Origin of the sequence: Blastomonas sp. AAP25 (assembly GCF_001295965.1) — a bacterium.
Taxonomy (GTDB): domain Bacteria; phylum Pseudomonadota; class Alphaproteobacteria; order Sphingomonadales; family Sphingomonadaceae; genus Blastomonas; species Blastomonas fulva.
Genome location: NZ_LJHP01000008.1, coordinates 1 through 21,544 on the forward strand (window position 1 = coordinate 1; position 21,544 = coordinate 21,544).

At 65.4% G+C, this 21,544-nt stretch carries 18 protein-coding genes; 11 read left to right on the top strand and 7 right to left on the bottom strand.

The features are described 5' to 3' along the window. The first annotated feature begins 15 nt into the window (after positions 1–15). The 4 genes from IP68_RS08325 to IP68_RS08340 are packed head-to-tail and all read left to right on the top strand — an operon-like array spanning position 16 to position 4,360. Positions 16–699: a hypothetical protein gene (locus IP68_RS08325; RefSeq protein WP_054134526.1), complete on the top strand. Its 684-nt coding sequence runs from the start codon at positions 16–18 to the stop codon at positions 697–699. Further along, complete coding sequence (locus IP68_RS08330; protein ID WP_054134527.1) at positions 696–1,190, top strand: hypothetical protein; 495 nt, start codon at positions 696–698, stop codon at positions 1,188–1,190. Before IP68_RS08325 ends, IP68_RS08330 begins: the two co-directional genes overlap by 4 nt. Next, positions 1,187–2,047: a hypothetical protein gene (locus IP68_RS08335; RefSeq protein WP_054134528.1), complete on the top strand. Its 861-nt coding sequence runs from the start codon at positions 1,187–1,189 to the stop codon at positions 2,045–2,047. Before IP68_RS08330 ends, IP68_RS08335 begins: the two co-directional genes overlap by 4 nt. Positions 2,048–2,056: 9 nt before the next feature. Next, positions 2,057–4,360, top strand: a complete 2,304-nt coding sequence (locus IP68_RS08340; RefSeq protein ID WP_054134529.1) for an SdrD B-like domain-containing protein — start codon at positions 2,057–2,059, stop codon at positions 4,358–4,360. Here the strand turns inward: IP68_RS08340 and fdhD are convergent. From fdhD to IP68_RS08370, 6 genes are all read right to left on the bottom strand, one after another. After that, on the bottom strand, positions 4,347–5,150 hold the full coding sequence (gene fdhD / locus IP68_RS08345; RefSeq protein ID WP_054134530.1) for a formate dehydrogenase accessory sulfurtransferase FdhD: 804 nt from the start codon (positions 5,148–5,150) through the stop codon (positions 4,347–4,349). The two genes, IP68_RS08340 and fdhD, sit on opposite strands and share 14 nt — an antisense overlap. Then, positions 5,143–5,355, bottom strand: a complete 213-nt coding sequence (locus IP68_RS08350) for a formate dehydrogenase subunit delta (RefSeq protein ID WP_054134531.1) — start codon at positions 5,353–5,355, stop codon at positions 5,143–5,145. Before IP68_RS08350 ends, fdhD begins: the two co-directional genes overlap by 8 nt. Beyond that, positions 5,352–8,210 carry a formate dehydrogenase subunit alpha gene (fdhF, locus tag IP68_RS08355; RefSeq protein ID WP_054134532.1) on the bottom strand — a complete coding sequence of 953 codons (2,859 nt, stop codon included), beginning with the start codon at positions 8,208–8,210 and terminating at the stop codon, positions 5,352–5,354. Before fdhF ends, IP68_RS08350 begins: the two co-directional genes overlap by 4 nt. A 21-nt stretch (positions 8,211–8,231) precedes the next feature. After that, positions 8,232–9,773 carry an NADH-ubiquinone oxidoreductase-F iron-sulfur binding region domain-containing protein gene (locus tag IP68_RS08360; protein WP_054134533.1) on the bottom strand — a complete coding sequence of 514 codons (1,542 nt, stop codon included), beginning with the start codon at positions 9,771–9,773 and terminating at the stop codon, positions 8,232–8,234. Next, entirely contained in the window at positions 9,770–10,183 is a 414-nt protein-coding gene (locus IP68_RS08365; protein WP_054134534.1) for an NAD(P)H-dependent oxidoreductase subunit E, read from the bottom strand. The genes IP68_RS08360 and IP68_RS08365 overlap by 4 nt, the downstream gene beginning before the upstream one ends. 72 nt (positions 10,184–10,255) lie before the next feature. Next, positions 10,256–11,149 carry a LysR family transcriptional regulator gene (locus IP68_RS08370; RefSeq protein WP_054134535.1) on the bottom strand — a complete coding sequence of 298 codons (894 nt, stop codon included), beginning with the start codon at positions 11,147–11,149 and terminating at the stop codon, positions 10,256–10,258. A 157-nt stretch (positions 11,150–11,306) separates the two neighbouring features. Here IP68_RS08370 and IP68_RS08375 point away from each other — a divergent pair, with 157 nt between their 5' ends. From IP68_RS08375 to IP68_RS08405, 7 genes are all read left to right on the top strand, one after another. Then, positions 11,307–12,887: a tetratricopeptide repeat protein gene (locus IP68_RS08375; RefSeq protein ID WP_054134536.1), complete on the top strand. Its 1,581-nt coding sequence runs from the start codon at positions 11,307–11,309 to the stop codon at positions 12,885–12,887. A gap of 69 nt (positions 12,888–12,956) precedes the next feature. Beyond that, positions 12,957–15,104, top strand: a complete 2,148-nt coding sequence (locus IP68_RS08380) for a penicillin acylase family protein (protein ID WP_054134537.1) — start codon at positions 12,957–12,959, stop codon at positions 15,102–15,104. 132 nt (positions 15,105–15,236) lie between these two features. Beyond that, entirely contained in the window at positions 15,237–18,161 is a 2,925-nt protein-coding gene (locus tag IP68_RS08385) for a pitrilysin family protein (RefSeq protein ID WP_054134538.1), read from the top strand. Positions 18,162–18,201: 40 nt separating this feature from the next. Further along, a complete protein-coding gene (locus IP68_RS08390) occupies positions 18,202–18,501 on the top strand; it encodes a hypothetical protein (protein WP_033926600.1) in 300 nt (99 codons plus the stop codon). Between the two features lie 145 nt (positions 18,502–18,646). Beyond that, positions 18,647–19,228: a peroxiredoxin gene (locus IP68_RS08395; protein WP_054134539.1), complete on the top strand. Its 582-nt coding sequence runs from the start codon at positions 18,647–18,649 to the stop codon at positions 19,226–19,228. 48 nt (positions 19,229–19,276) lie between these two features. After that, on the top strand, positions 19,277–20,806 hold the full coding sequence (locus IP68_RS08400; protein WP_054134540.1) for an acyl-CoA carboxylase subunit beta: 1,530 nt from the start codon (positions 19,277–19,279) through the stop codon (positions 20,804–20,806). Positions 20,807–20,914: 108 nt separating this feature from the next. Then, the gene (locus tag IP68_RS08405; protein WP_054134541.1) at positions 20,915–21,259 is read left to right on the top strand and encodes a hypothetical protein; all 345 of its coding nucleotides are present in this window, start codon (positions 20,915–20,917) and stop codon (positions 21,257–21,259) included. 75 nt (positions 21,260–21,334) lie between these two features. Here the strand turns inward: IP68_RS08405 and IP68_RS08410 are convergent, their stop codons facing one another. Continuing rightward, positions 21,335–21,523, bottom strand: a complete 189-nt coding sequence (locus IP68_RS08410) for a Thivi_2564 family membrane protein (protein WP_054134542.1) — start codon at positions 21,521–21,523, stop codon at positions 21,335–21,337. Between the last annotated feature and the right edge of the window lie 21 nt (positions 21,524–21,544).

A 21,544-nucleotide genomic window follows, 5' to 3' on the forward strand; every position in this document is an offset into this window, starting at 1 on the left:
GGGGGGGGGAGTATAATGAATTCAAGGCACGTTCCTGCCTTCGCGCATGTCCTGCGCGAAACGGGGCAGCGCAATCCGAAACTCCGTATCGGGGCCGGCATCCTCGCGCTGTCTGCTGCGCTGGTTCCGGCGGCGCCGGCTCATGCCTATACCATCACCATCTCCTCTGGCTCGCGCGCGATCTATCTCCAGGTCGGTCAGGGCGGCTATTCAGGCACGCACTCCAATGGCGGCACCCCCGGCAACAATGGCACGGTGAACACCGTTTCGGTCTCGGTCCCGGCGGGCGTCGTCGCATCGGGAACGGCGCAGCAGATGACCTCCAACAGCACGGTATCGCAAAGCCCGATTGACGGCTTCGTCTTCTGCACCCCTCCCTCGCAGGTCTATATCGGCGCATGGTCTCGGCCCGGCGGCACGAGCTCTGGCGTCGCGACGCTCACCGTGACCACGCCTGCCAACCTCACCAGCGGTTCGGACACCATCCCCTTCAGCCAGATCAGCTGGACCATGTCGGGTATCGGCGACACCGTCTTCCAGTTCCCCAATGGCAGCTTCACCGGCGGAACCCAGACATTGGCGACCTTCCCGGCGAACACCTGGAAGGAGCAGTGCATGACCTTCCAGTACGCCAACTCGGTGCTTCCGGCGGCGGGAACCTATACCGGCCGCGCGGTCTACACCCTGTCGCTGCCATGATGCGCCTGTTCGCCCTTGCCCTCGCGTGCTGCCTGAGCGCCGCGCTGACCGCCCCTGCCCTTGCGCAGACGGTAGCCGCGCCGGACCCCGGCGTGCGCACCTTCCGCGTCGACGACAGCGGGACGGTGGTGCTCGATCCGTTTCTGGAAATGCAATGGCAGCCAAGCGGGCCTGCCGGCGCATCCAACATCGTGTCGGCGAGCACGCGGGTCAGCGTCCAGCTTAATCTTGCGACCTGGGTCGGCCAGGTGGGCCGCATCTACATGACCCTGCCGCGCTCCAGCGGCCCGACCGTGCGCGCCAGCTGGCGCACCGGTGGCGGCCTGCTGGCGGGATCGCTGATCTCGGGCGAGCGTGCGTTGGTCTATTCCGGCCCGATCGGTTCGCCGATCCTGCGCGATATCATCGACCTCAGGCTCGAGGTGGACAGCGCACGGCTTGCGGGCCCCGAATCCCTGTCGTTCGGCTTTGAGATAGAGTTGGCCCCATGACATCCAGCATCGTGACCGCACCTGCGCGCCGTCTTGTTTTCCTTGCTTTCGCAATCGTTTGTTGGCTGGCGCCGCTGCCTGCCCAGGCGGGGGACTTTGCGCTGTCGCTCGCCCCGCCCAGATTTGAACTGGCCGCCAATCCCGGGCAGACCGTGCGCGGCGTCGCCGAACTGGCCAATGCCGCCGACACCGCTGCCGACCTGCGCTTCGAAACCGCCGAATGGGATCTGACCCCCGATGGCGGCGTGGTGCTGGGCAACACGCTCAAGCCCGATTCCTGCCGCCCCTGGGTGTCGATCGAGCGCCGCCAGACCGTGCTGCAGGCCAAGGGCCAGCTGCGCTATCGCTTCGAGGTAACCCCGCCTGCCGATACGCCGCCGATGGAGTGTCGCTTTGCCATCGTGATCTCGAGCAACGAACAGCGCCTGTCGCCGGCAGATGGGGTGAGCGTGCCGGTGGTCGCCCAGCTGGCGCTGATCGTTTATGTGACGGTGGGCGACATCAAGCCCAATCTGCGCATCGTGAAGGTGGACGTCGCCGACATCAACGGCACGCCGACACCAGTGCTGATGGTCGAGAACACCGGGCTTGCGCATGGCCGCCTGTCCGCATTTCTGCGGGGCAAGGATGCCAAAGGCGTCCTGCGCGAGTTCGCCCCCGCCACGCTGCCGATCCTGCCCGGAGAAACCCGGCGTATCGCACTCAACGTCGACAAGGGCGGCGACGCGATCGAGGCGCGCGAGCAGCCAGAACAGCCGGGTCGAGAGGCCGATCCGATCGCGTTCCCCCTGACGATAAGCGGCACGATCAATGATTCCGTGAGCTCGTTCCAGTTCGACGGTGTGTTCGAACCCTGATGCCACACGATGCGCGGTGACCGATCGGCATATCCTGCACGCGGGCGGCTGCTGCGACCGGCGCTGACGCTGATCGCAAGCGTCGCAGCGTCGAGTCCGCCGCTGCTCGCCCAGACGGCACAGGAAAGCGCGCCCGACGAAGGCGCCGCGGACCAAGCCTATGTCGACCGGCTGATCGATGGCGGCGCCCTGCCTGAACAGACCAAGGCGGGCGAGGACAGCAACATCAATCGCAAGGGCAACCTGCGCTCGCTGGTGGTCGAACTGGGCGGTTCGCGCATCGTGCCCAAGGCCCGGATCGAGGGGCTCGATGTCTCCGCATTCGATCAGGTGCAGGAAGAGCTCGGGCTCACGGTTTCGGGCCGCTACCAGACGATCAACTACGGCATGCTGGGCATCGACGCGCAGCTGCGCACCGGCACCGCGGCGCGCGCCTTCACCGCCTCGCAGGGCAGCGGCTTCAACGGCGCACTCACCTTGTCCAGCACTGGCCTGCCTCTCGGCAATGGCTGGGTGGTTGACAGCAGCGTGGGCAATGTCGCCACGCAATCGATCGACCTGCTGCGCCGCCAGCAGCGGTTCTTCATCCCGACATCCCCGTTGCTCGGCGGATCGGTGCAGTTCAACAGCTTTGCCCCGCTCTGGGTGCTCACCGCAGGGCTCGATCCGGAGCCTGTTGCCAGCTTCAATCTGGCGGTGGGTGAGCCCGGGCTGCTGGGCGGCATCCGACTGGGCAATTTTTCCAGCCTGTCGGGCCTCAGCATGACCGCAGGCGGCCAGGCCGATGTGGGTCCGGGCGTATCGCTGGGCTTTCAGGCCATCGCGGTCGATGACAGCCGCGATCCCTTTGCGATCATTCTGGCCACCGGCCCGTCGCAAGGCCAGGACCGCCTCTCGTCGCAGGGCGCGCTGGCCAGCGTCAAGGTCGAGAAGGATGGCTTCCAGCTGCAGGCCAACACCATCTGGTCGAACCTCGGCGGCAACCCGGACCCCAATTTCGTGTTCCGCGAGACCGGCAAGGCGGGCGGTTTCTGGCTGGACGCAAGCCTGCGCCGGGGCCGCGCGGCGCATAGCGGCGGCTTCTATTACTTCGATCCCGGGCTGGCCTGGGGCACAGCGGCGATCGTCAACAACGCCTATGGCGCCTATTACCGCTTTTCGGTTTCGTCGCAGCGCTGGCGCTGGACGGCGAGCGTGGATGCGGTGGAATCGGTCAACGGGCAAAGCTCCAGCGGCATCCTGGCCAATGTCGATGTCCGGCGGCAGCTGACCTTCCGCATGGCAGCGGGGCTCAACACCACGCTGCGGGTCGCCAACGGCCAGACCGCCAGCCAGCTGCTGGCATTTTTCGATCTGGCCTCCGATGTCGGAACCACCCGCATCGAGGCAGGGTGGAGCCACGATCCAGCATCGGACTTCTACCGCATCGGATGGAACCAGAACTGGACGCTCCCGGCCTGGCTTCCCTCGGGCAGCAGGCTGAGCACCCAGCTGTCGTTCGATCACCGCCGGATGCTGCAGCAAGTGATCGTGCCGGGCGATCCTGCCGGGGTCGAACGCGGCAACAGCATCGGCATCGGCATCAGCGGCGGCGCCAACCCGTTCACCGGTATCACCGTCGATGCGACGCTTGCCTATCGCAGCAACGCCAGCCGCTCGGCCCAGTCGCTGTTCGGCCCGGTCGATTCGACCGGAGGCGTGCTCGATGTGCTGGCATCGCAGCAGGACCAGGCGTTCTCGGCGACGCTGGTGGCCACCGCGCGGCTGTCGTCGAGCTGGACGCTGACCGCATCGTTCACCGATACGCGCTCGAGCCTGCTCAGTCGCAACGGGCTGATCGGCCAGGCGACCTCTCCGCTGGGCTTCACGCCCGAAGAGATCGCCCGCATCCAGCGCAGCTCGTTCCGCCTGCAGGCCGGATCGATCTCGCTGCAATATGTGTTCTCGGGCGGGCGCGCGCAGGGCGTGCTGGGGCGGCCCGAATATCCGGTGGGGGGAACGGGATCGCTGCGGGGCCGCGTGTTCCTGGATGCCAACGCCAATGGCGTGCGCGATGCCGACGAGCGCGGCGTGCCCGATATCATCGTCATTCTCGATGGCCTGCAGGCGGTGCGCACCGATGCGATGGGGCTCTACCGGTTCGATGGCGTCATCGACGGTCGTCACCAGGTAACGGTCAACGCGGATGCGCTGCCTTTGCCCTGGTCCATTGTCTCCGACCCAGCCACCAGTCGCAACGGCAACTATGCCGCAGCCATCGCCATGCAGGTGCGATCGGTGACCGAACTCGATATCCCGGCTATTCGCGAGTGAGCGGCTGACCCATTTCGAGCAGGCTGTCGTGCCGCGCGAGGCTGACCAGCCTCAGCCCATGCGCCGCGGCCTGATCGGCTGCGAGCGTCGATGCAGCTGAGATCGTCACCAGCAACGGCGCCCCTGCAATCACCGCCTTTTGCACCAGCTCGAAGCTGCACCGCGCGGTGAGCAGGATGAAATGGTCGCCGACGTTCAACCCCTGGCGCGCCGCGGCACCAAGCAATTTGTCGAGCGCATTGTGCCGGCCGATATCCTCTCGCACCAGCAGGATGCTGCCATCGGCTGCGCACAACGCTGCAGCGTGCGCGGCGCGCGTTACCTTGCCCAGGATCTGCCAATCGCCCAGTGCACCTGCCGCGCGGAACATGGCAGCGGGTTCGACGTCCAGCGTCGCTGCAACCCGGGCGAGCGGACGCATCACCTGTTCCAGGCTTTCGATCCCGCACAGCCCGCAGCTCCCCTCTGCCAGCCGCAACCGCGCCCGCTCGATCAGCGGCGCAGCGTTGGCGACCGCGAGCTGCACGCGCAGCACCCATCCACCCGCCTCGACCGGCGCGGCAAAGGCCGAGACCATCTCGGCCGGTGATGCTATCAATTGTTCGGACAGGCAAAAGCCCATCGCATAGTCTTCCAGATCCGATGGCGTCGCCATCATCACCGCATAGCCAAGCCCATTGATCTCGATCGCGATCGGCGCTTCCTCCACAAGAGCACGCTCAATATCGCGCGGGGGCGATCCATCCGCGAAATGCTCGCGCAGGCCGAATGGTCGCGCGCCTTCAACCATGCGTTGGTTCGAGGCCTGCGATCGCCGCTGCTGCGACCGGCTCGAGCGCAGCATCGCTCTGACGGCGCAGTCCATCGATCATCCGGGGGTTCCAATAGGCGCGGATATGCGCGGCCACTGCGCCGACCGGATCCTCGTCTAGCGCGAGATTGCGCGCGATCTGGTTGGCCATGTGGACCAGCTTGTCATCGGTATACGCACTCACTCGGCCGGCTCCATCGCGCTGTCATGCCCTGCGATGCGGCGCGATTGCGTCGCCTGCGCCTTATAGGCCTCCTGCCAGTCGCTGGGTCCGTTACTAGGCGCGACCTGCACCGCCGTCACCTTGTATTCGGGGCAGTTGGTGGCCCAGTCGGAAAAGTCGGTGGTCACGACATTTGCCTGCGTCGCGGGGTGGTGGAAGGTCGTGTAGACCACACCTGGCGCGACACGGTCGGTCACCACCACCCGCAGCGTCGTTTCGCCGGAACGGCTGGCGAGCCGCGCCCAGTCGCCGGTACCCAGCCCGCGATTCTCGGCATCGACCGGGTGCATCTCGAGCACGTCCTCCCGGTGCCACACGGTGTTGGCCGTCCGCCGGGTCTGCGCGCCGACATTGTACTGGCTCAAGGTCCGCCCGGTGGTCAGCAGCAGCGGAAAGCGCGGGCCTGTGCGCTCGTCGGTGGGCACATAATCGGTGACCACGAACCGTCCCTTGCCGCGCACAAAGCCATCGACATGCATGATCGGGCTGCCATCGGGCGCAGCCTCGTTGACCGGCCATTGCAGCGAGCCTTCCGCATCGAGCCGGTCGTAGTTGACCCCTGCAAAGCTGGGAGTCAGCCGCGCGATCTCGTCCATGATCTCACGGGGATGCGTGTAGTCCCACTCGAGCCCGATCGCGCGCGCGAGTTCCTGTGTCACCTGCCAGTCCTCGAGGCCATTCAACGGCTCCATTACCTTGCGGACCGGCTGGATGCGGCGTTCGGCGTTGGTGAAGGTGCCGTTCTTCTCGAGGAAGGTCGATCCGGGCAGGAAGACATGCGCGTAATTGGCGGTCTCGTTGAGGAACAGGTCGTGGACAATCACGCAGTCCATCGCTGCCAGCCCTGCCGCGACATGATGCGTGTCCGGGTCGGACTGCAAGATGTCCTCGCCCTGGATGTAGATCGCCTTGAACGTGCCGTCGGTGGCGGCATCGAGCATGTTGGGGATGCGCAGGCCCGGCTCCGGATCGATCGCAACGCCCCATTCGGCCTCGAACAGCGCGCGCGCCGCGGGATCGGAGACGTGCCGGTAGCCTGAAAGCTCGTGCGGGAAGCTGCCCATGTCGCACGCGCCCTGCACGTTGTTCTGCCCGCGCAACGGGTTCACGCCCACGCCGGACCGCCCGATATTGCCCGTCGCCATCGCCAGGTTGGCAATCGCCATCACGGTGGACGAGCCCTGCGAATGCTCGGTAACTCCCAGCCCGTAATAGATCGCGCCGTTGCCGCCGGCGGCAAAAAGCCGCGCCGCACCGCGCACCGTCTCGGCATCGACCCCGGTGACGGCCGCAAGGAATTCGGGGCTATGACGCTCCTCGGCAACGAACTCGGCCCAATGGCTGTATTCGTCCCAGTCGCAGCGCTCGCGGATGAAGGCCTCATCCGCCAGTCCTTCGGTGACGATGACGTGCGCGATCGCGGTCAGGATAGCCACATTGGTTCCCGGGCGCAGCGGCAGGTGATAGTCCGCCGAAATGTGCGGCGAGCGCACGAGGTCGGTGCGGCGCGGATCGATGACGATCAGCTTTGCGCCTGCGCGCAACCGCTTCTTCATCCGGCTGGCGAACACCGGGTGGCCATCGGTCGGGTTGGCGCCGATCACCAGAATGACATCGCTGTGCTCCACACTGTCGAAATCCTGCGTGCCGGCGGAGGTTCCGAAGGTGGTCTTGAGCCCATAGCCGGTGGGCGAGTGGCAGACCCGCGCGCAGGTATCGACGTTGTTGGTGCCGAAGCCTGCGCGGATCAGCTTCTGCACCAGAAACGTCTCTTCATTGGTGCAGCGGCTGGAGGTGATTCCGCCCAGCGCGTTGCGGCCATACGTGTCGCGGATAGTATTGAGGCGCGCGGCGGCATAGCCCAAAGCCTCGTCCCAGCTGACCTGGCGCCAAGGCTGGTCGATGGTCTCGCGGATCATGGGTTTCTGGATGCGTTCCTGGTGCTGGGCATAGCCCCAGGCGAAGCGGCCCTTGACGCAGCTGTGGCCGCGATTGGCCTTGCCCTGCTTCCACGGCACCATCCGCACCAGTTGCTCGCCGCGCATCTCGGCGCGGAAGGTGCAGCCGACGCCGCAATAGCCGCAGGTGGTGACGACCGAGCGCTCGGGCTTGCCGATAGCCTTGACCGTCTTTTCCTGCAGGCTGGCGGTCGGGCAAGCCTGGACGCACGCGCCGCACGAGACACATTCCGACGACAGGAAGCTGTCCGATGCCAGCCCGGCGGACACCTTGCTGGCAAAGCCGCGCCCGTCGATGGTCAGCGCCAGCGTGCCCTGCACCTCGTCGCAGGCGCGCACGCAGCGCGAGCAGGCGATGCACTTGGCGGGGTCGAAATCGAAATACGGGTTGGACACGTCCACCGGCGCTTCAAGATGGTTTGCGCCCTCATAGCCATAGCGCACATCGCGCAGGCCGACCGCGGCGGCCTGGTCCTGCAGTTCGCAATCGTTGTTGGCGCTGCAGGTCAGGCAATCGAGCGGGTGGTCGGAGATATACAGCTCCATCACCCCGCGCCGCAGCTTTTCGAGCCGCGGGGTCTGGGTGTGGACGGTCATGCCCTCAGCCACCGGGGTGGTGCACGATGCAGGCGTGCCGCGCATCCCGTCGATCTCGACCAGGCACAGCCGGCACGATCCGAACTGCTTGACATTGTCGGTCGCGCAGAGCTTGGGGATCGATCCGTCCGCCAGCGCGGCAGCACGCATCACAGTGGTACCCGCCGGAACAGTGACTGCGCGGCCGTCGATCAGGCAGGTGACTTGGGTGTCGCTCGCCACCAAAGGCGTGCCCAGATCGGTCTGCCGTTCATAGCCCATGGCTGCACTCCTGGAAGCTGGTCATTCCGCCGCCACCTGCTGCTGAGGCTCGGCACCGAAATCTTCGGGAAAGTGGCGCAGCGCCGATAGCACCGGATAGGGCGTGAACCCGCCCAGCGCACACAGCGATCCGAACTTCATCGTCTCGCACAGATCCTCGATCAGCGCGATCTCGTCCGAAAGAGTGCGGGGAGCCTTGGCGGCATTGCGCATCTGCGGGAGGTGCTCGACCGGATCGGCAGCGCGGCCCGAGCGGCTGCGGATGCGGTCCATCACCTCGACCCCGCGCACCGCGCCGATGCGGCACGGCGTGCACTTGCCGCAGCTCTCGGCTGCGCAGAACGCGAACGCGAACCGCGCTTGCGCGCTCATGTCGGCGGTGTCGTCGAACACGGTGATCCCGGCATGACCGATCAGCGCGTCGGCAGCGGCGAAGGATTCATAATCGAACGGCAGATGGAATTCGGATGGCGGATGATAAGCACCCAGTGGCCCGCCAACCTGCACCGCGCGCACCGGTCGGCCCGAGGCCGTGCCGCCGCCGATATCCTGGACCAGTTCGCCCAAGGTGATGCCAAAGCCGATCTCGAACAGCCCGCCATGGCGGATGTTGCCCGCGAGCTGGATCGGCATGGTGCCGCGCGAGTGACCGAAGCCGATGTCCGCATAGGCTTGCGCCCCATTCGCAAGGATAAACGGCACCGCCGCCAGCGTCAGGACATTGTTGACCACGGTGGGCTTGCCGAACAGCCCTTCGAGCGCGGGAAGCGGCGGCTTGGCTCGCACCTCGCCGCGCTTGCCCTCGAGCGAATTGAGCAACGAGGTTTCCTCGCCGCAGACATAGGCCCCTGCCCCGACGCGGACCTCGAGCACAAAGGGGGCGATCAGCTCTGCGCTCAGCGCCACCGCCGCTTCCATCTTGGCGATGGCGTGCGGATATTCGCTGCGGATATAGACATAGCCCCTGTGCGCGCCGACCGCGTGCGCGGCGATTGCCATGCCCTCGATCAGCATGAACGGGTCGCCCTCCATCACCATGCGATCGGCAAAGGTCGCGCTGTCGCCTTCGTCGGCGTTGCACACGATGTATTTGAGCGCGCCCGGCGCGTTGGCGACGGTCTTCCATTTGATCCCGGCGGGAAAGCCCGCACCGCCGCGTCCGCGCAGGCCCGAGCGGGTGACCGTGTCGATCGTCGCCTCCGGCCCGATCGAGCGCGCCCGCTCCAGCCCGTGCCAGCCGCCGTGCGCGGCATAGTCCTCAAGGCTCAATGGCCGGGTCTTGCCCGCCCGCGCGAAGGTGAAACGCTGCTGCCGGGCGATGAAGGTGTGATCTTCGATTGCGCCCAAGGCCTTGGGCGAGCTGCCCGCAAGCACTGCAGCCACGTCGCCGGGCGCAAGCGGACCGAAGCCCATCCCGTCGATCTCGGCGAGCGGCTCGAGCCAGTGCATCCCCCAGGACGACACCCGCTCCACGATGCAGCCAGCCTCGGCAAAGGCCCGCGCCACGGCATCTGCCCCGCACGCGATCGCCAGCGCATCGTCGGATATCCGCACCAGCGTCATGCCATGTCCGCCATCAACTGGCCCAGCCGCGCCGCATCCAGCCGGGCGTGGAGAGTATCGCCCACCATCGCGTTGGGGCCGACGCTGCAAAGGCCAAGGCAATAGACCGTCTCGACCTTCACACCCGCAACATCGGGCAGATCGCGCACCAAAGCCTCGACCCCGCGCGCCTGGCAGGCTTCGGCGCGGCAGAGCTTGACCACCTTGCGCGGCTCGGGCGCGGAGTGGAAATCATGGTAGAAGCTGACCACGCCGTGCACCTCGGCGCGGCTGAGGTTGAGTGCCTGCGCGATCGTGCGCACCGCCTCTTCGGGGACATGGCCCAGCACCGCCTGCACATCGTGCAGGATCGGAAGCAACGGCCCTTCACGGCCCGCATGGGCGGCGATGATAGTCTCGATCCGTGTCATGACCGCGCAACGATGCGAGCGCAGCCCGATCGGGTCAAATCAATAGATCCGAACAGTGATAGGATATTTCTATCAGACTTGCTCCGAGACCAGATCACGCGCGGCGGACAGTCCTGCCTGCACCACCGCGCTGAGCGGGCTGCGGTTCATCACCACCAGCCCGATCCGCCGGGCATCGCCTTCGTCCGCGATCGGCAGGAACCGTGCCCAGTCCAGCCCCTGCAGCAGCTCGCCATAGCTGTGCGGGATGATTGTGCTGAACCGGCCCGACCGCACCATATCCAGCAAAACGACATAGCTGTCCGCCACCGCGCGTGGCACGATCGACGTGCCCAGCGCTGCCATCCGCGCATCGAGGATGCGGCGAAACTGCATCGACTGGTGCAGCAGGCACAGCGGCGTTGAAGCAATCATCTGCCAGCTCGCCTCGGTGACCGCAGCATCGATCCCGTCGGCGCGGGTGACGAAGAGATAGCGCTCGGCATCGAGCGCTATCGACAGCGTGTTGGCAGGCGGCTCGTGGTCGAGATAGGTCAGCCCCGCATCGCATTCAAACGCATGCAGCGCCCGGTCGATCTCACGCGAGGTTGCCGACCGGACCGACAGGCTCAGCCCCGGATTGCGCCGCAGCAGTGCCTCGCCGAACCGCCCGGTGAGCGATTGCGCGGCGGGGATCGCCATGAGGCTGAACTCGCCGCCCAAAGGCGCGGCACTGGCCGATAGCGTACTGGCCATGCTGCCCACCGCACCCAGGATCTGCTCGGCCCAGGGCAGGATCGCCTCGCCATGGCTGGTCAGCCCGGCAAAGCGTCGGTCGCGCTCGACCAGGCGATGGCCGAGGTCGGCTTCGAGCGCGGACAGTCCGGCCGAAAGCGTGGGTTGCGATACGCCGCACTCCTCCGCAGCCCGGGCAAAGTGCCGCTGCCGCGCTATCGCCACGAAGTAGCGCAGCTGCCTCAGATGCATTCTCCACTCCCCCGTTTAGCCGCGGCCCTTCGATAGCCATATCCTATCAAGCGGCCGGCCGCCAGCATCCTGCCCCTTTGGGCAGCCGCAACGAACGAATTGACGAATTCACCGCGCCCGTCCATTTTTGCTCAGGTGCAACAGAGGAATTACGTGCATGCATTTTGCAGTCGGGCGTCATCGCAGCAAGTATCTGGCGGTTTTTCTCGCAACGACCGCGCTGATTACTGCCGCTCCTCTGCAATCCGCGCCAATCGATGCCTCGAAACTTGACGACGCCGCGCTCGCGGCTGCGCTCGGCGAGGCACGCGGGCGCAGCAAGCCGCTGCTGTGCGACGAGCTCGTGCCGCTGACCGCCGAAGCGCTGAAGCGCGCCGCCGCGCCTGCCAATGCCGAGACCTTCGCGGCCGGCAATGCTGCATTGTGGTGCGCTATCGAGGAAAAGCGCTACGCCGACGCGTCCGCGGCGATCGAGCTGACCGAGGCGAAGCTGGGACGGCAGGAAGCGTTTGACCGGGTGGCGATCTCGCTCGATTCCTTCCTGTCGCGCCCCGAACAGGCCATCGCGCGGATCGATATCCTCGCCAAGACAGGTGGCGGAGAGGCGCTAACCAGCATCCCGCCCGAGGTGATCTACGATCTCAGCAGGGCGGCCACGACGGCAAAGCGACCCGATCTCAAGCTGGCGCTGTGGTCGTCGATCTATTCGGCGCGCTCGTTCGGCCAGCTCGATCCCGAAGTGATCGGCGGAACCGGGATCAACCTGCTGCAGGCCAAGGCCGATTCCGGGCTGCTTTCGGACAAGGACAGCGACCTTGCCGATCTGGTGACCAATGCCGGCGCCTATGCCGCGCTGCTGTCTCAAAGGCGCTATGCCCCGCTCTGGCCACATCTGGAAGAGCGGGCGGGCGACAATCTGGCCGAGGTGCTGAAGCTGGACGTGCAGATCAACGCCGAGCGCTTCAAGGCTGCCCCCAACGACACCGAGCGGTTCGCGGGCCTCATCTATTCGCTGCTGCAGAGCGGAAATCTCAAGCCCGCGATCGACGCCACCGAGCCGTTCCGTGAGGACGGCATGGACTATTCCGAGATCAACGAACAGATTGCCTGGGCGATCAACTCCATGGCCATCGCCCTGCGCGCCAGCGGCCGTCCCGAAGAAGGTCTCAAGGCGCTCGACGCACTGGCCTCGCTCGATCCTGAGCAGCATTCGTGGGTGGTGAACTTTGCCATTAACCATGCTGCCGCCCTCGCCGGAGAGGCGCGACATGCCGAGGCACTCGCCTCTTATGACCGCGCGCAGCCGATTGCCGAAAAGCAGGGGTCCCCCTTCGCCCGCGCCATCATCACTGGCCAGCGCGCCTGTTCGCTGCACACCCTCGGGCGAACGGACGAAGCCGCCGCGATGCTCAAGGCGCTCGAGGCGGTGCGTCTGGATGCTGTCCAGGGCAGCATCGGCTCAGCCATGTGCGTGGGCCGCGATGATCTGGCGATCGCCTGGGCGCTGGAGGCGCTGGCCGACGACACCCATCGCCCCGTCGCCATCGCCGCGCTGCAGCCGCGCTATATGGAAAATACCCCGCCGGCCTGGAACGACCCCGAACCAAATCTGCTTCTCGCGAAAAGCCCCGAGCTTGCCGCGGCGTTCGAAAAGGTGGCGCGGGTGGTGCCCGAGCGGTTTGCACCGCTGGGCGGTAAGCCAAGGCTGGGGCCAAAGCCCGCCTCGAGCCAGCCGTGACGAGCAAACCGTCCGCTACCTACAGCATTGTCAGTAGACGCAGATTTTTCAACTGATAAGGTGCGCGCCATGCTCCGTGTCTTCAAGCGTATCGCCCTCGGCCTCGTCGCCCTGATTGTTGTCGTAGCCATCGCGCTGGCGGTGTGGGAGCCTTTGGTGGCCGAGGAGGGCAAGGCGCCCCCGGTGCGCAGCTACGATGTCGAGATCGTCCGCGACGATTTTGGCGTGCCCCACATCTTCGGCAAGACCGATCCCGATGTCGCGTATGGCGTGGCCTTCGCGCATGCAGAGGATGACTTTGCAACGCTGCAGGAAGTCGCCGCGATGACGCGGATGCGCAGCGGCGCGATGACCGGAGCGGACGGCGCCAAAGTCGATTTTGCCGCGCATCTGCTCGACATCCGCGGGACCGTGGATCGCAAATATGCGCAGCTTCCCGCCGATATCCGTGCGCTGCTCGATGCCTATGCCGCCGGGCTCAACCATTATGCCGACAAGCACCCCGACGAGGTCCGGCTGACCGGGCTGTTCCCGCTCAACGGACAGGATATTGCCGCCGGGTTCGCGCTGCGCTCGCCATTCTTCTTCGGGCTCGATTCGGTGCTCGGCGCGCTGGTCGAGGGCAACGACCTGCCGATCGAGGGCGGGCCGCAACTGACAGGCAAAGAAGTCGCGCGCGTCACCCCGATCGGCCCCGAGCCCGACATGAACGGATCGAACGCCTTTGCCGTGGCCCCAGCCCGCTCGACCGACAACGTCACCCGGCTGATCTCGAACTCGCACCAGCCCTGGCGCGGCGGCGTCGCCTGGTACGAACTGGTGGTACATTCCGAAGAAGGCTGGGATTTCGCCGGCGCGACCTTCCCCGGATCGCCCTATCCGTTTCTGGGCCACAACAAGACCCTAGGCTGGACCAACACGGTCAACCGCCCCGATCTGATCGATGTCTACAAGCTCGAACTCAACGACGACAAGACGCAGTACAAGCTCGACGGCAAATGGCGCGATCTGGAAGCCCGGCAGGTGTGGCTCAAGGTCAAAGTGGGGCCGTTCACCCTGCCCTATCCGCAGACCGTCTATCGCTCCACGCACGGCCCGGTGATCCTCAACGCCAAGGGCGCGTTCGCCATCCGCTATGCGGGGATCGATGACCTCAAGATGCTGGAGCAGTATTTCCGCATCAACAAGGCGCGCAATTTCGACGAGTGGAAGGCCGCGATGGCGATCCAGGGCGTGCCTGCGACCAACTTCATCTATGCCGATGCGGCAGGCAATATCGCGATGGCGTACAATGCGCTGTTCCCCGCGCGCAAGCCCGGGGCGGACTGGCGCGGCGTGCTGCCCGGCAACCGCAACGAGCTGATCTGGCAGGGCCATCTGCCGTGGGACAAGGTCCCGCTGCTGGTCAATCCGGCCTCGGGCTATATCATGAACGCTAACAACACGCCCTATGTCGCGGCTGGCCCAGGCGACGAGCTGGAGCCCGAGGCCTTCTCCCCGCTGATGGGGATCGAAAGCGACATGACCAACCGTGCGCGCCAGGCAATCAAGCTGTTCGAGGCGGCGGGCCAGATCGATGCGGCCACGCTCGAGCGGATCAAGTACGATGTCGGCTATGACAAGTCCGATTATGCCACCGGCTGGATCGCGGCCCTGCTGGCGGTCGAGCCCGAGGGTGACGAGCGGATCACGCAGGCGCAGGCGCTGCTCCGCGCGTGGGACTGGCAGATGGACGGCAAGGGCAAGGGCGACGCGCTCGCGCTGATGCTGATGCGTCCGGCAATGCGGCAGAGCTATCGCCGCCTGCCGCTGCCCGATGCGCGCGAGGAACTGACCGCCGCAATCGAGCACCTCACCAAGCATTTCCAGTCGCTCGACCCCAGGCTGGGCACCGTGCTGCGACTGCGTCAGGGCACGATCGATCTGCCGATGGATGGCGGATCGGACACACTGCGTGCCGCCACCTTGTGGGATGTTGACGAAAAGGATGGCCGCTTTGCCGTACGCCATGGCGACAGCTTCATCCAGTTCGTCGAATGGACCGCCGATGGCGCGGTGTCGTCGCGCTCGATCCAGCCTTTCGGCGCCGCCACCACGCGGCCGGACAGCCCGCATTATGCCGATCAGGCCAAGCTATTCGTCGAACACAAGACCAAGCCGGTCTATTTCACCCGGCAACAGCTGATGCCGCATGCCAAGCGGCGGTATCGCCCATGATTGCCGCTTGAAACGGGGCTCGCAGAGCTTATGGTTTCAATCAGCAACGTGTGGCGGGTCCGGTCCCTGACGGACCCGCCAACGCAAACGACCAAACAAGCAGATCACGCTCCCAAGAGAGGTTCCTTTCCGATGTTCAAGCCCTTTCGCTCGCTTATCGCCGTCTCCGCGCTGGCGCTGACGGTCGCCATCGCGCCCGCTTATGCCCAGCAGGCCGCGCCTGTCGCCGAACTCGTCAAGACGGTCAACATCCCCTATCAGCAGTTCAAGCTGGACAACGGCCTGACCGTGATCGTCCACGAGGACCGCAAGGCCCCGATCGTCGCGGTATCGATCTGGTATGACGTCGGCTCCAAGCACGAGCCCAAGGGCAAGACCGGCTATGCCCATCTGTTCGAGCACATCATGTTTAACGGATCGGAAAACGCCAAGGGCGACTATTTCGAATATCTCAAGAAGCTGGGCGCGACCGATTTCAACGGCACCACCTGGTTTGATCGCACCAATTATTTCCAGACCGTTCCCAAGGCCGGGCTGGAAGGCGCGCTGTTCCTGGAAAGCGACCGCATGGGCCATCTGCTCAACGGGATCACCCAGGAAAAGCTGACCAACCAGATCGGCGTTGTGCAGAACGAAAAGCGCCAGGGTGACAACCAGCCTTACGGCCTGGTCGAATACAAGCAGATCGAAATGCTGATGCCGACCGAGCATCCCTATGGCCACTCGACGATCGGATCGATGGCCGACCTGCAGGCGGCGTCGCTCGATGACATGAAGAAGTGGTTCACCGACCATTACGGCCCCAACAACGCGATCCTGGTGCTGGCCGGCGACATCAACGTCGCCGAAGCGCGGCCGCTGGTCGAGAAATGGTTCGGCGATATTGCGCGTGGTCCCCAGGTGGCCAAGCTCAATCCGCCGCTTCCCACGCTCGATGCCGTCAAGGTTGCCGAGATGAAGGACAAGGTTCCGACCGCGCGGTTGTACCGCTTCTGGTCGGTGCCGGGGCTCAACGATCCCGACTTTGCCGCGCTCGATGTCGCAGCCACGGTGCTTGGCGGACTTGCCAGCTCGCGGCTCGACAACATCCTGGTGCGCGAGGAGCAGACCGCAGTCGCGGTGACGGCATCCACGCTGCCGTTCGTGCACGGCAGCGTTTTCGAGGCCTATGTCGACGTCAAGCCGGGCGCCGATATCGAGGCCGTCTCGAAGCGCTTCGACGAGATCCTGGCCGATTTCATCGCCAAGGGCCCGACCGCAGACGAGGTGCAGCGGGTCGCGACGCGCGAGGCGGCTGGCCGCATCGCGGGGCTGGAACAGGTGGGCGGCTTTACCGGCAAGGCGGTAACGCTGGCCGAAGGCGCGCTGTATTCGAACGATCCGGCCTTCTACAAGACGCAGCTCGACCGGCTGGCGGCGATGACGACTGAGAAGGTGACCGCAGCGACCACCAAATGGCTCACCCGCCCGGTTGCCAAGCTGCACGTGCTGCCCGGCGAGCGCGACGCCTATGCCGATGACGCAGGCGGCAGCGCCGGCCAGGCCGAAGGCGATGGTCCCGCCATGCGCGCACCGCTGCCGCGCACTGGCGTGCTCGCGGCCCCGGCCTTCTACTCCAGCCTTGCCAGCGATGCGATGGCGGCAGGCGCTGCCAGCAAGCAGCCGCTCGCCGCGGTCGATCGCACCACCTTCCCCGAAGCGGGTGCGGTGCCCGATCTCGACTTCCCCGATGTCGAGGAAGCGACGCTCTCGAATGGCATCAAGGTGCGGTTTGCGCGCCGCAGCGCGGTCCCCGTGGTGCGCGTCGCGGTCAGCTTCGATGCCGGCTATGCCAGCGACCCGAAGGATGCGCTGGGCACCAACAGCCTGATGATCGCGCTGCTCAAGGAAGGCACCCGCACGCTCAACTCGATCCAGCTGGCCGAAGCGCAGGAGCGGCTGGGCACCAACATCAACGCGACATCGGATCTGGACCGCACCATCGTTTCGATGAGCGCGATGAAGCCCAACCTGGGCGCATCGCTCGATCTGCTCGCCGATGTCATCCGCAACCCGGCCTTCGATGCCAAGGAGCTGGAGCGCGTGCGCGTGCAGCAGCTCACCCGCATCCAGGCCGAGTTCAGCGAACCGCAGGGCATCGCGCTGCGCAACCTGCCGCCTTTGCTGTATGGCGCAAGCCACCCCTATGGCGTGCCGCTCACCGGCACCGGCGATCCTGCGGTCGTCACCAAGCTGACCCGCGATCAGCTCGCCGCCTATCACAGCCAGTGGATGCGACCCGAGCGCGCCTCGATCTTCGTCGTCGGCGACACCACGCTCAAGGACATGCTGCCGATGCTCGAGCAGCGCTTCGGCAAATGGCCGTCCAACCGCATGGCGCTGATGCAGAAGGATTTCAGCGCTGCCATCCCCGCCGGCCAGGGCCGCATCATCCTGATCGATCGGCCCAATTCGCCGCAGTCGTTGATCCTGGCGGGCCAGGTGCTCAACGCCAAGGGCACCGACAACCTCCTCGCGCTGGAGACCGCCAACGACATCATGGGCGGCGATTTCCTTTCGCGGATCAACATGGACCTGCGCGAGACCAAGGGCTGGTCCTATGGCTCGCGCTCGCTGATCCAGCGGCCCAAGAACGACGTGCCGTTCCTCATCTTCGCGCCGGTGCAGACCAACCAGACCGGACCCTCGGTCAGCGCGATCATCGATCAGATGAACGGCTTCATCGGCGACAAGGGCGTCACGCCCGAAGAGCTCGACCGCACGGTGAAGGGCAGCAGCCTCGAGCTCGCCGGGACTTATGAGCGCTCGTCCTCGGTGCTCTCGCAGATGCAGTCGGACGCGCTGTATGGCCGCCCGACCAATTACGCCGAGAGCCTGGCGGCGCAGTATCGCTCGATGGATGCCGCAAAGCTCAATGGCGCGATGCGCGAGGCGCTGGATCCCAAGACGCTGACCTGGCTGATCGTGGGTGACGCCGCCAAGATCGAGGATCAGCTCAAGGCATTGAACATGCCGATCGAAGTTCGCCGTGCTGCCCCGGCAGCCGGAGACAAATAAGCCGTAGTTACCCTTCAACCAACCCAAGAGAGGACTGAACATGTCAGTAGCTGGACAATATGATTGCGTCACCAAATCGCCGATGGGCGACCAGAAGTCGGTTCTGACCGTCAACGTCGACGGCGACAGCTGGACCGGATCGAACGCCGGCCAGATGGGCGCGCTCGACATCACCGACGGCAAGGTCGACGGCAACACGCTGACCTGGACCATGGACATGAAGGTGCCCATGCCGATGAAGCTGGAAGGCACAGCCACCGTCGATGGCGACACCATCACCGGCCAGGTCAAGGCAGGCGCCTTCGGCACCATGGCGATGACCGGCACGCGCAAGGCATAAGCCCAAGCAAGCGAAAAGCCCTTCCCTCGCAGACGGGGGAAGGGCTTTTTGCATGGGTAGATGCAGCAGCCGCGGCCGCGCGCACTGGAAAACCCTGATTGCCCACCTAGATGGGGATCAGCATCATTTCACGGGGATCTTCAACATGCGCGCTTCCATCGCCCTTTCGCTCGCCGCTCTCGCCCTCACCGCCGGAACCGCAGGTCTGGTGGCCGCATCCCCGGCGATCGCAGCCGACGCCGCCAAGGTCGCGATCGGCAGCAAGGCACCCTTGTTCACCACTACGGGCGCCAAGGCCGGCAAGGCCTACAAGCTCAACCTGGCGAGCGAGCTCAAAAAGGGCCCGGTCGTCCTCTATTTCTTCCCCAAGGCGTTCACCAGCGGCTGCACTGCAGAGGCTCATGAATTCGCGACGCGGATGGACGACTTCAAGAAGGCCGGTGCGACCGTGATCGGCCTGTCCGCAGACGGCATCGACGAGCTCAAGAAATTCTCGACCGAGGCATGCCAGAGCAAGTTCGCCGTGGCGCAGGCCACACCGCAGATGATCCAGGCCTATGGCGTGGGTCTCGCCGGACGTCCCAACATGACCGGACGCACCAGCATGGTCGTCGCCCCCAATGGCCGGGTGACCTTCGTCCACAACGACATGGACTATCGCGATCACGTCAAGCTGACGTTGGGCGCTGTGCAGTCGATGGCCAAGGCCAAAGCCAAGAAGGGCTGATGCCTTTTCCCGCGTGACCCGGTGATGGTCCCGCGCTAGCGTCCCGCCATGACCTGGCAGACCGAAATCGATGAGCTGAACCGGCGGCGCGCGCTCGCCGAGGATATGGGCGGCGCAGAGAAAGTCGCGCGCCAGCATTCGCGCGGCAAGATGGATGCGCGCGCGCGGATCGACGGGCTGCTCGACCCCGGCAGCTTCCGCGAGATCGGGAAGATCGCCGGGCGCGGCAGCTATGATGCCAATGGCGAGCTGACCGGTTTTGCCGCTTCCAACTTCATCTTCGGGCGCGGCGATATCGACGGCCGCGCAGTGATCGCCAGCGCCGATGATTTCACCGTCCGCGGTGGCTCCGCCGATGCAGCGCTGCACCGCAAGTTCGTCCAGTGCGAGGCGATGGCACACGAACTGCGCCTGCCGCTGGTCCGCATGATCGATGGCACCGGCGGCGGCGGATCGGTCAAGACGCTCGAAACGATGGGTTATACCTATGTGCCGATGGTGCCCGGCTGGGACCACATCGTCACCAATCTGGAAACCGTGCCTGTCGTCGCGCTCGCGCTGGGGCCCACCGCGGGCCTGGGCGCAGCACGAACGGTCGCCAGCCATTATTCGATCATGGTCAAGGGCCTGTCGCAGCTGTTCGCCGCAGGACCCGCGGTCGCCGCCGCGATCGGCGAGACGGTCGACAAGGAGCAGCTGGGCGGCACCGAGATCCATTGCCGCAACGGCGTGGTCGACGAGGAGGTGGAGAGCGAAGCTCAGGCCTTTGCCACCGCGCGGCGTTTTCTGTCCTACCTTCCGTCCTCGGTCGACACGCTTGCCGCGCGCGCAGCTTGCAACGACCCGGTGGATCGCCGCGAACAGGCGCTGCTCTCCACCGTCCCGCGCAGCCCGGCGCAGGTCTATGCGATGCGCCGCGTGCTGACCCAGGTGTTCGATGCCGGCAGCGTGTTCGAAATGGGCAGGCGCTGGGGCCGCGCGGTAATTACCGCCTTTGCCCGGCTCGATGGCTGGCCGGTCGCGGTGCTGGCGAGCGATCCCAGCTTTCTGGGAGGATCGTGGGAGGCCAAGACCAGCGAAAAGGCCGAGCGTTTCGTCAGGCTTGCGGACCAGTTCCGGCTGCCGATCGTGCATCTGGTCGACAATCCCGGTTTCATGATCGGCGCTGATGCCGAGCGTGCGGGCACCATCCGCTACGGCGTCAATGCGATGAACGCGATCTATCGCGCCACGGTGCCGCTGGCATCGGTGATCGTGCGCCGCGCGTATGGCATTGCAGGTTCGGCGATGTCGAACGCCGAGCGGTTCCAGTATCGCTTTGCCTGGCCCAGCGGAGACTGGGGCTCGCTGCCGATCGACGGCGGGGTTGAGGTTGCATACAAGTCGGAACTTGAGGCGAGCGATGATCCGGCGGCGCATCTCGAGGCGATCCGCGACCGGCTCAACAAGGTACGCAGCCCATTCCGCAGCGCGGAGCATTTCGCGGTGGAGGATATAATCGATCCGCGCGACACCCGGCCTCTGCTGTGCGAGTTTGCGGAGCTTGCCTGGGCGAGGCTCAACGGTGCAAGGTTGTGAAACGGGGCGCAAAACATCGTTAAACCGGCGTCTGCCACGTTCGGCAATGATCGCTTAAATCCGCATCTGGCAATCTCTAGCTGAAATTTAGCCGGAAAGCGTGTCACCATGATCAACAACAGCTCAGACCCTGCCGGTTCGCCCGTCATGCGGACGGTCTACATACGCGCATCGACCCAGACCAGCGCGATCGTGCCGCCCGCGACCGATTCGGCAAGCAGCACGTCTCCAGATGACGGCGTGATCAGCATGGTCAGTCGCCCGTCGGCTTCAAGCCCCACGGGTGCGCGGCTGATGGCAATCGATGGCGGCGATCGTTCGGATGCGTCGATGGAGGTTTTCGCCTGGCAGACAGCGCAGACGATGCTGGCCGATCCGATGCAGGCGAAGCGCAGCCAGGGAGCGCCCGGCGCGGAGAGTGTCAGTGGATTGCTGGGCAACCGGTTCGGCTGACGATAGGCGTAATCACACCGGTAAACATTGACCCCGGCCGCTCCGCCCAACATGGCGGAGCGGCCGGGTCGAGCATCAGCCCACGGTCGCGCCGCTGAGCGAGCCCAGAATGCCGAATACCTGCAGCAGCCAGATGATCACGCCGATCACGACCACGGCGTTCAGGATGCTTTTGATCTTGCCATCCATCGGGATGTAATTGTTGATCAGCCACAGGCCGACGCCAACTGCTACGAGAACAAGAATAAGGCTGAGAATAGGCACGTTGACGTCTCCCTTGGTGAC

What these genes read in the sequence shown, in the direction of transcription:
- IP68_RS08325 (WP_054134526.1), top strand. Translation starts at nt 16, where the DNA reads ATGAATTCAAGGCACGTTCCTGCCTTCGCGCATGTCCTGCGCGAAACG.
- IP68_RS08330 (WP_054134527.1), top strand. Translation starts at nt 696, where the DNA reads ATGATGCGCCTGTTCGCCCTTGCCCTCGCGTGCTGCCTGAGCGCCGCG.
- IP68_RS08335 (WP_054134528.1), top strand. Translation starts at nt 1,187, where the DNA reads ATGACATCCAGCATCGTGACCGCACCTGCGCGCCGTCTTGTTTTCCTT.
- IP68_RS08340 (WP_054134529.1), top strand. Translation starts at nt 2,057, where the DNA reads ATGCGCGGTGACCGATCGGCATATCCTGCACGCGGGCGGCTGCTGCGA.
- fdhD (WP_054134530.1), bottom strand. Translation starts at nt 5,150, where the DNA reads ATGGTTGAAGGCGCGCGACCATTCGGCCTGCGCGAGCATTTCGCGGAT.
- fdhF (WP_054134532.1), bottom strand. Translation starts at nt 8,210, where the DNA reads ATGGGCTATGAACGGCAGACCGATCTGGGCACGCCTTTGGTGGCGAGC.
- IP68_RS08360 (WP_054134533.1), bottom strand. Translation starts at nt 9,773, where the DNA reads ATGACGCTGGTGCGGATATCCGACGATGCGCTGGCGATCGCGTGCGGG.
- IP68_RS08365 (WP_054134534.1), bottom strand. Translation starts at nt 10,183, where the DNA reads ATGACACGGATCGAGACTATCATCGCCGCCCATGCGGGCCGTGAAGGG.
- IP68_RS08370 (WP_054134535.1), bottom strand. Translation starts at nt 11,149, where the DNA reads ATGCATCTGAGGCAGCTGCGCTACTTCGTGGCGATAGCGCGGCAGCGG.
- IP68_RS08375 (WP_054134536.1), top strand. Translation starts at nt 11,307, where the DNA reads ATGCATTTTGCAGTCGGGCGTCATCGCAGCAAGTATCTGGCGGTTTTT.
- IP68_RS08380 (WP_054134537.1), top strand. Translation starts at nt 12,957, where the DNA reads ATGCTCCGTGTCTTCAAGCGTATCGCCCTCGGCCTCGTCGCCCTGATT.
- IP68_RS08385 (WP_054134538.1), top strand. Translation starts at nt 15,237, where the DNA reads ATGTTCAAGCCCTTTCGCTCGCTTATCGCCGTCTCCGCGCTGGCGCTG.
- IP68_RS08390 (WP_033926600.1), top strand. Translation starts at nt 18,202, where the DNA reads ATGTCAGTAGCTGGACAATATGATTGCGTCACCAAATCGCCGATGGGC.
- IP68_RS08395 (WP_054134539.1), top strand. Translation starts at nt 18,647, where the DNA reads ATGCGCGCTTCCATCGCCCTTTCGCTCGCCGCTCTCGCCCTCACCGCC.
- IP68_RS08400 (WP_054134540.1), top strand. Translation starts at nt 19,277, where the DNA reads ATGACCTGGCAGACCGAAATCGATGAGCTGAACCGGCGGCGCGCGCTC.
- IP68_RS08405 (WP_054134541.1), top strand. Translation starts at nt 20,915, where the DNA reads ATGATCAACAACAGCTCAGACCCTGCCGGTTCGCCCGTCATGCGGACG.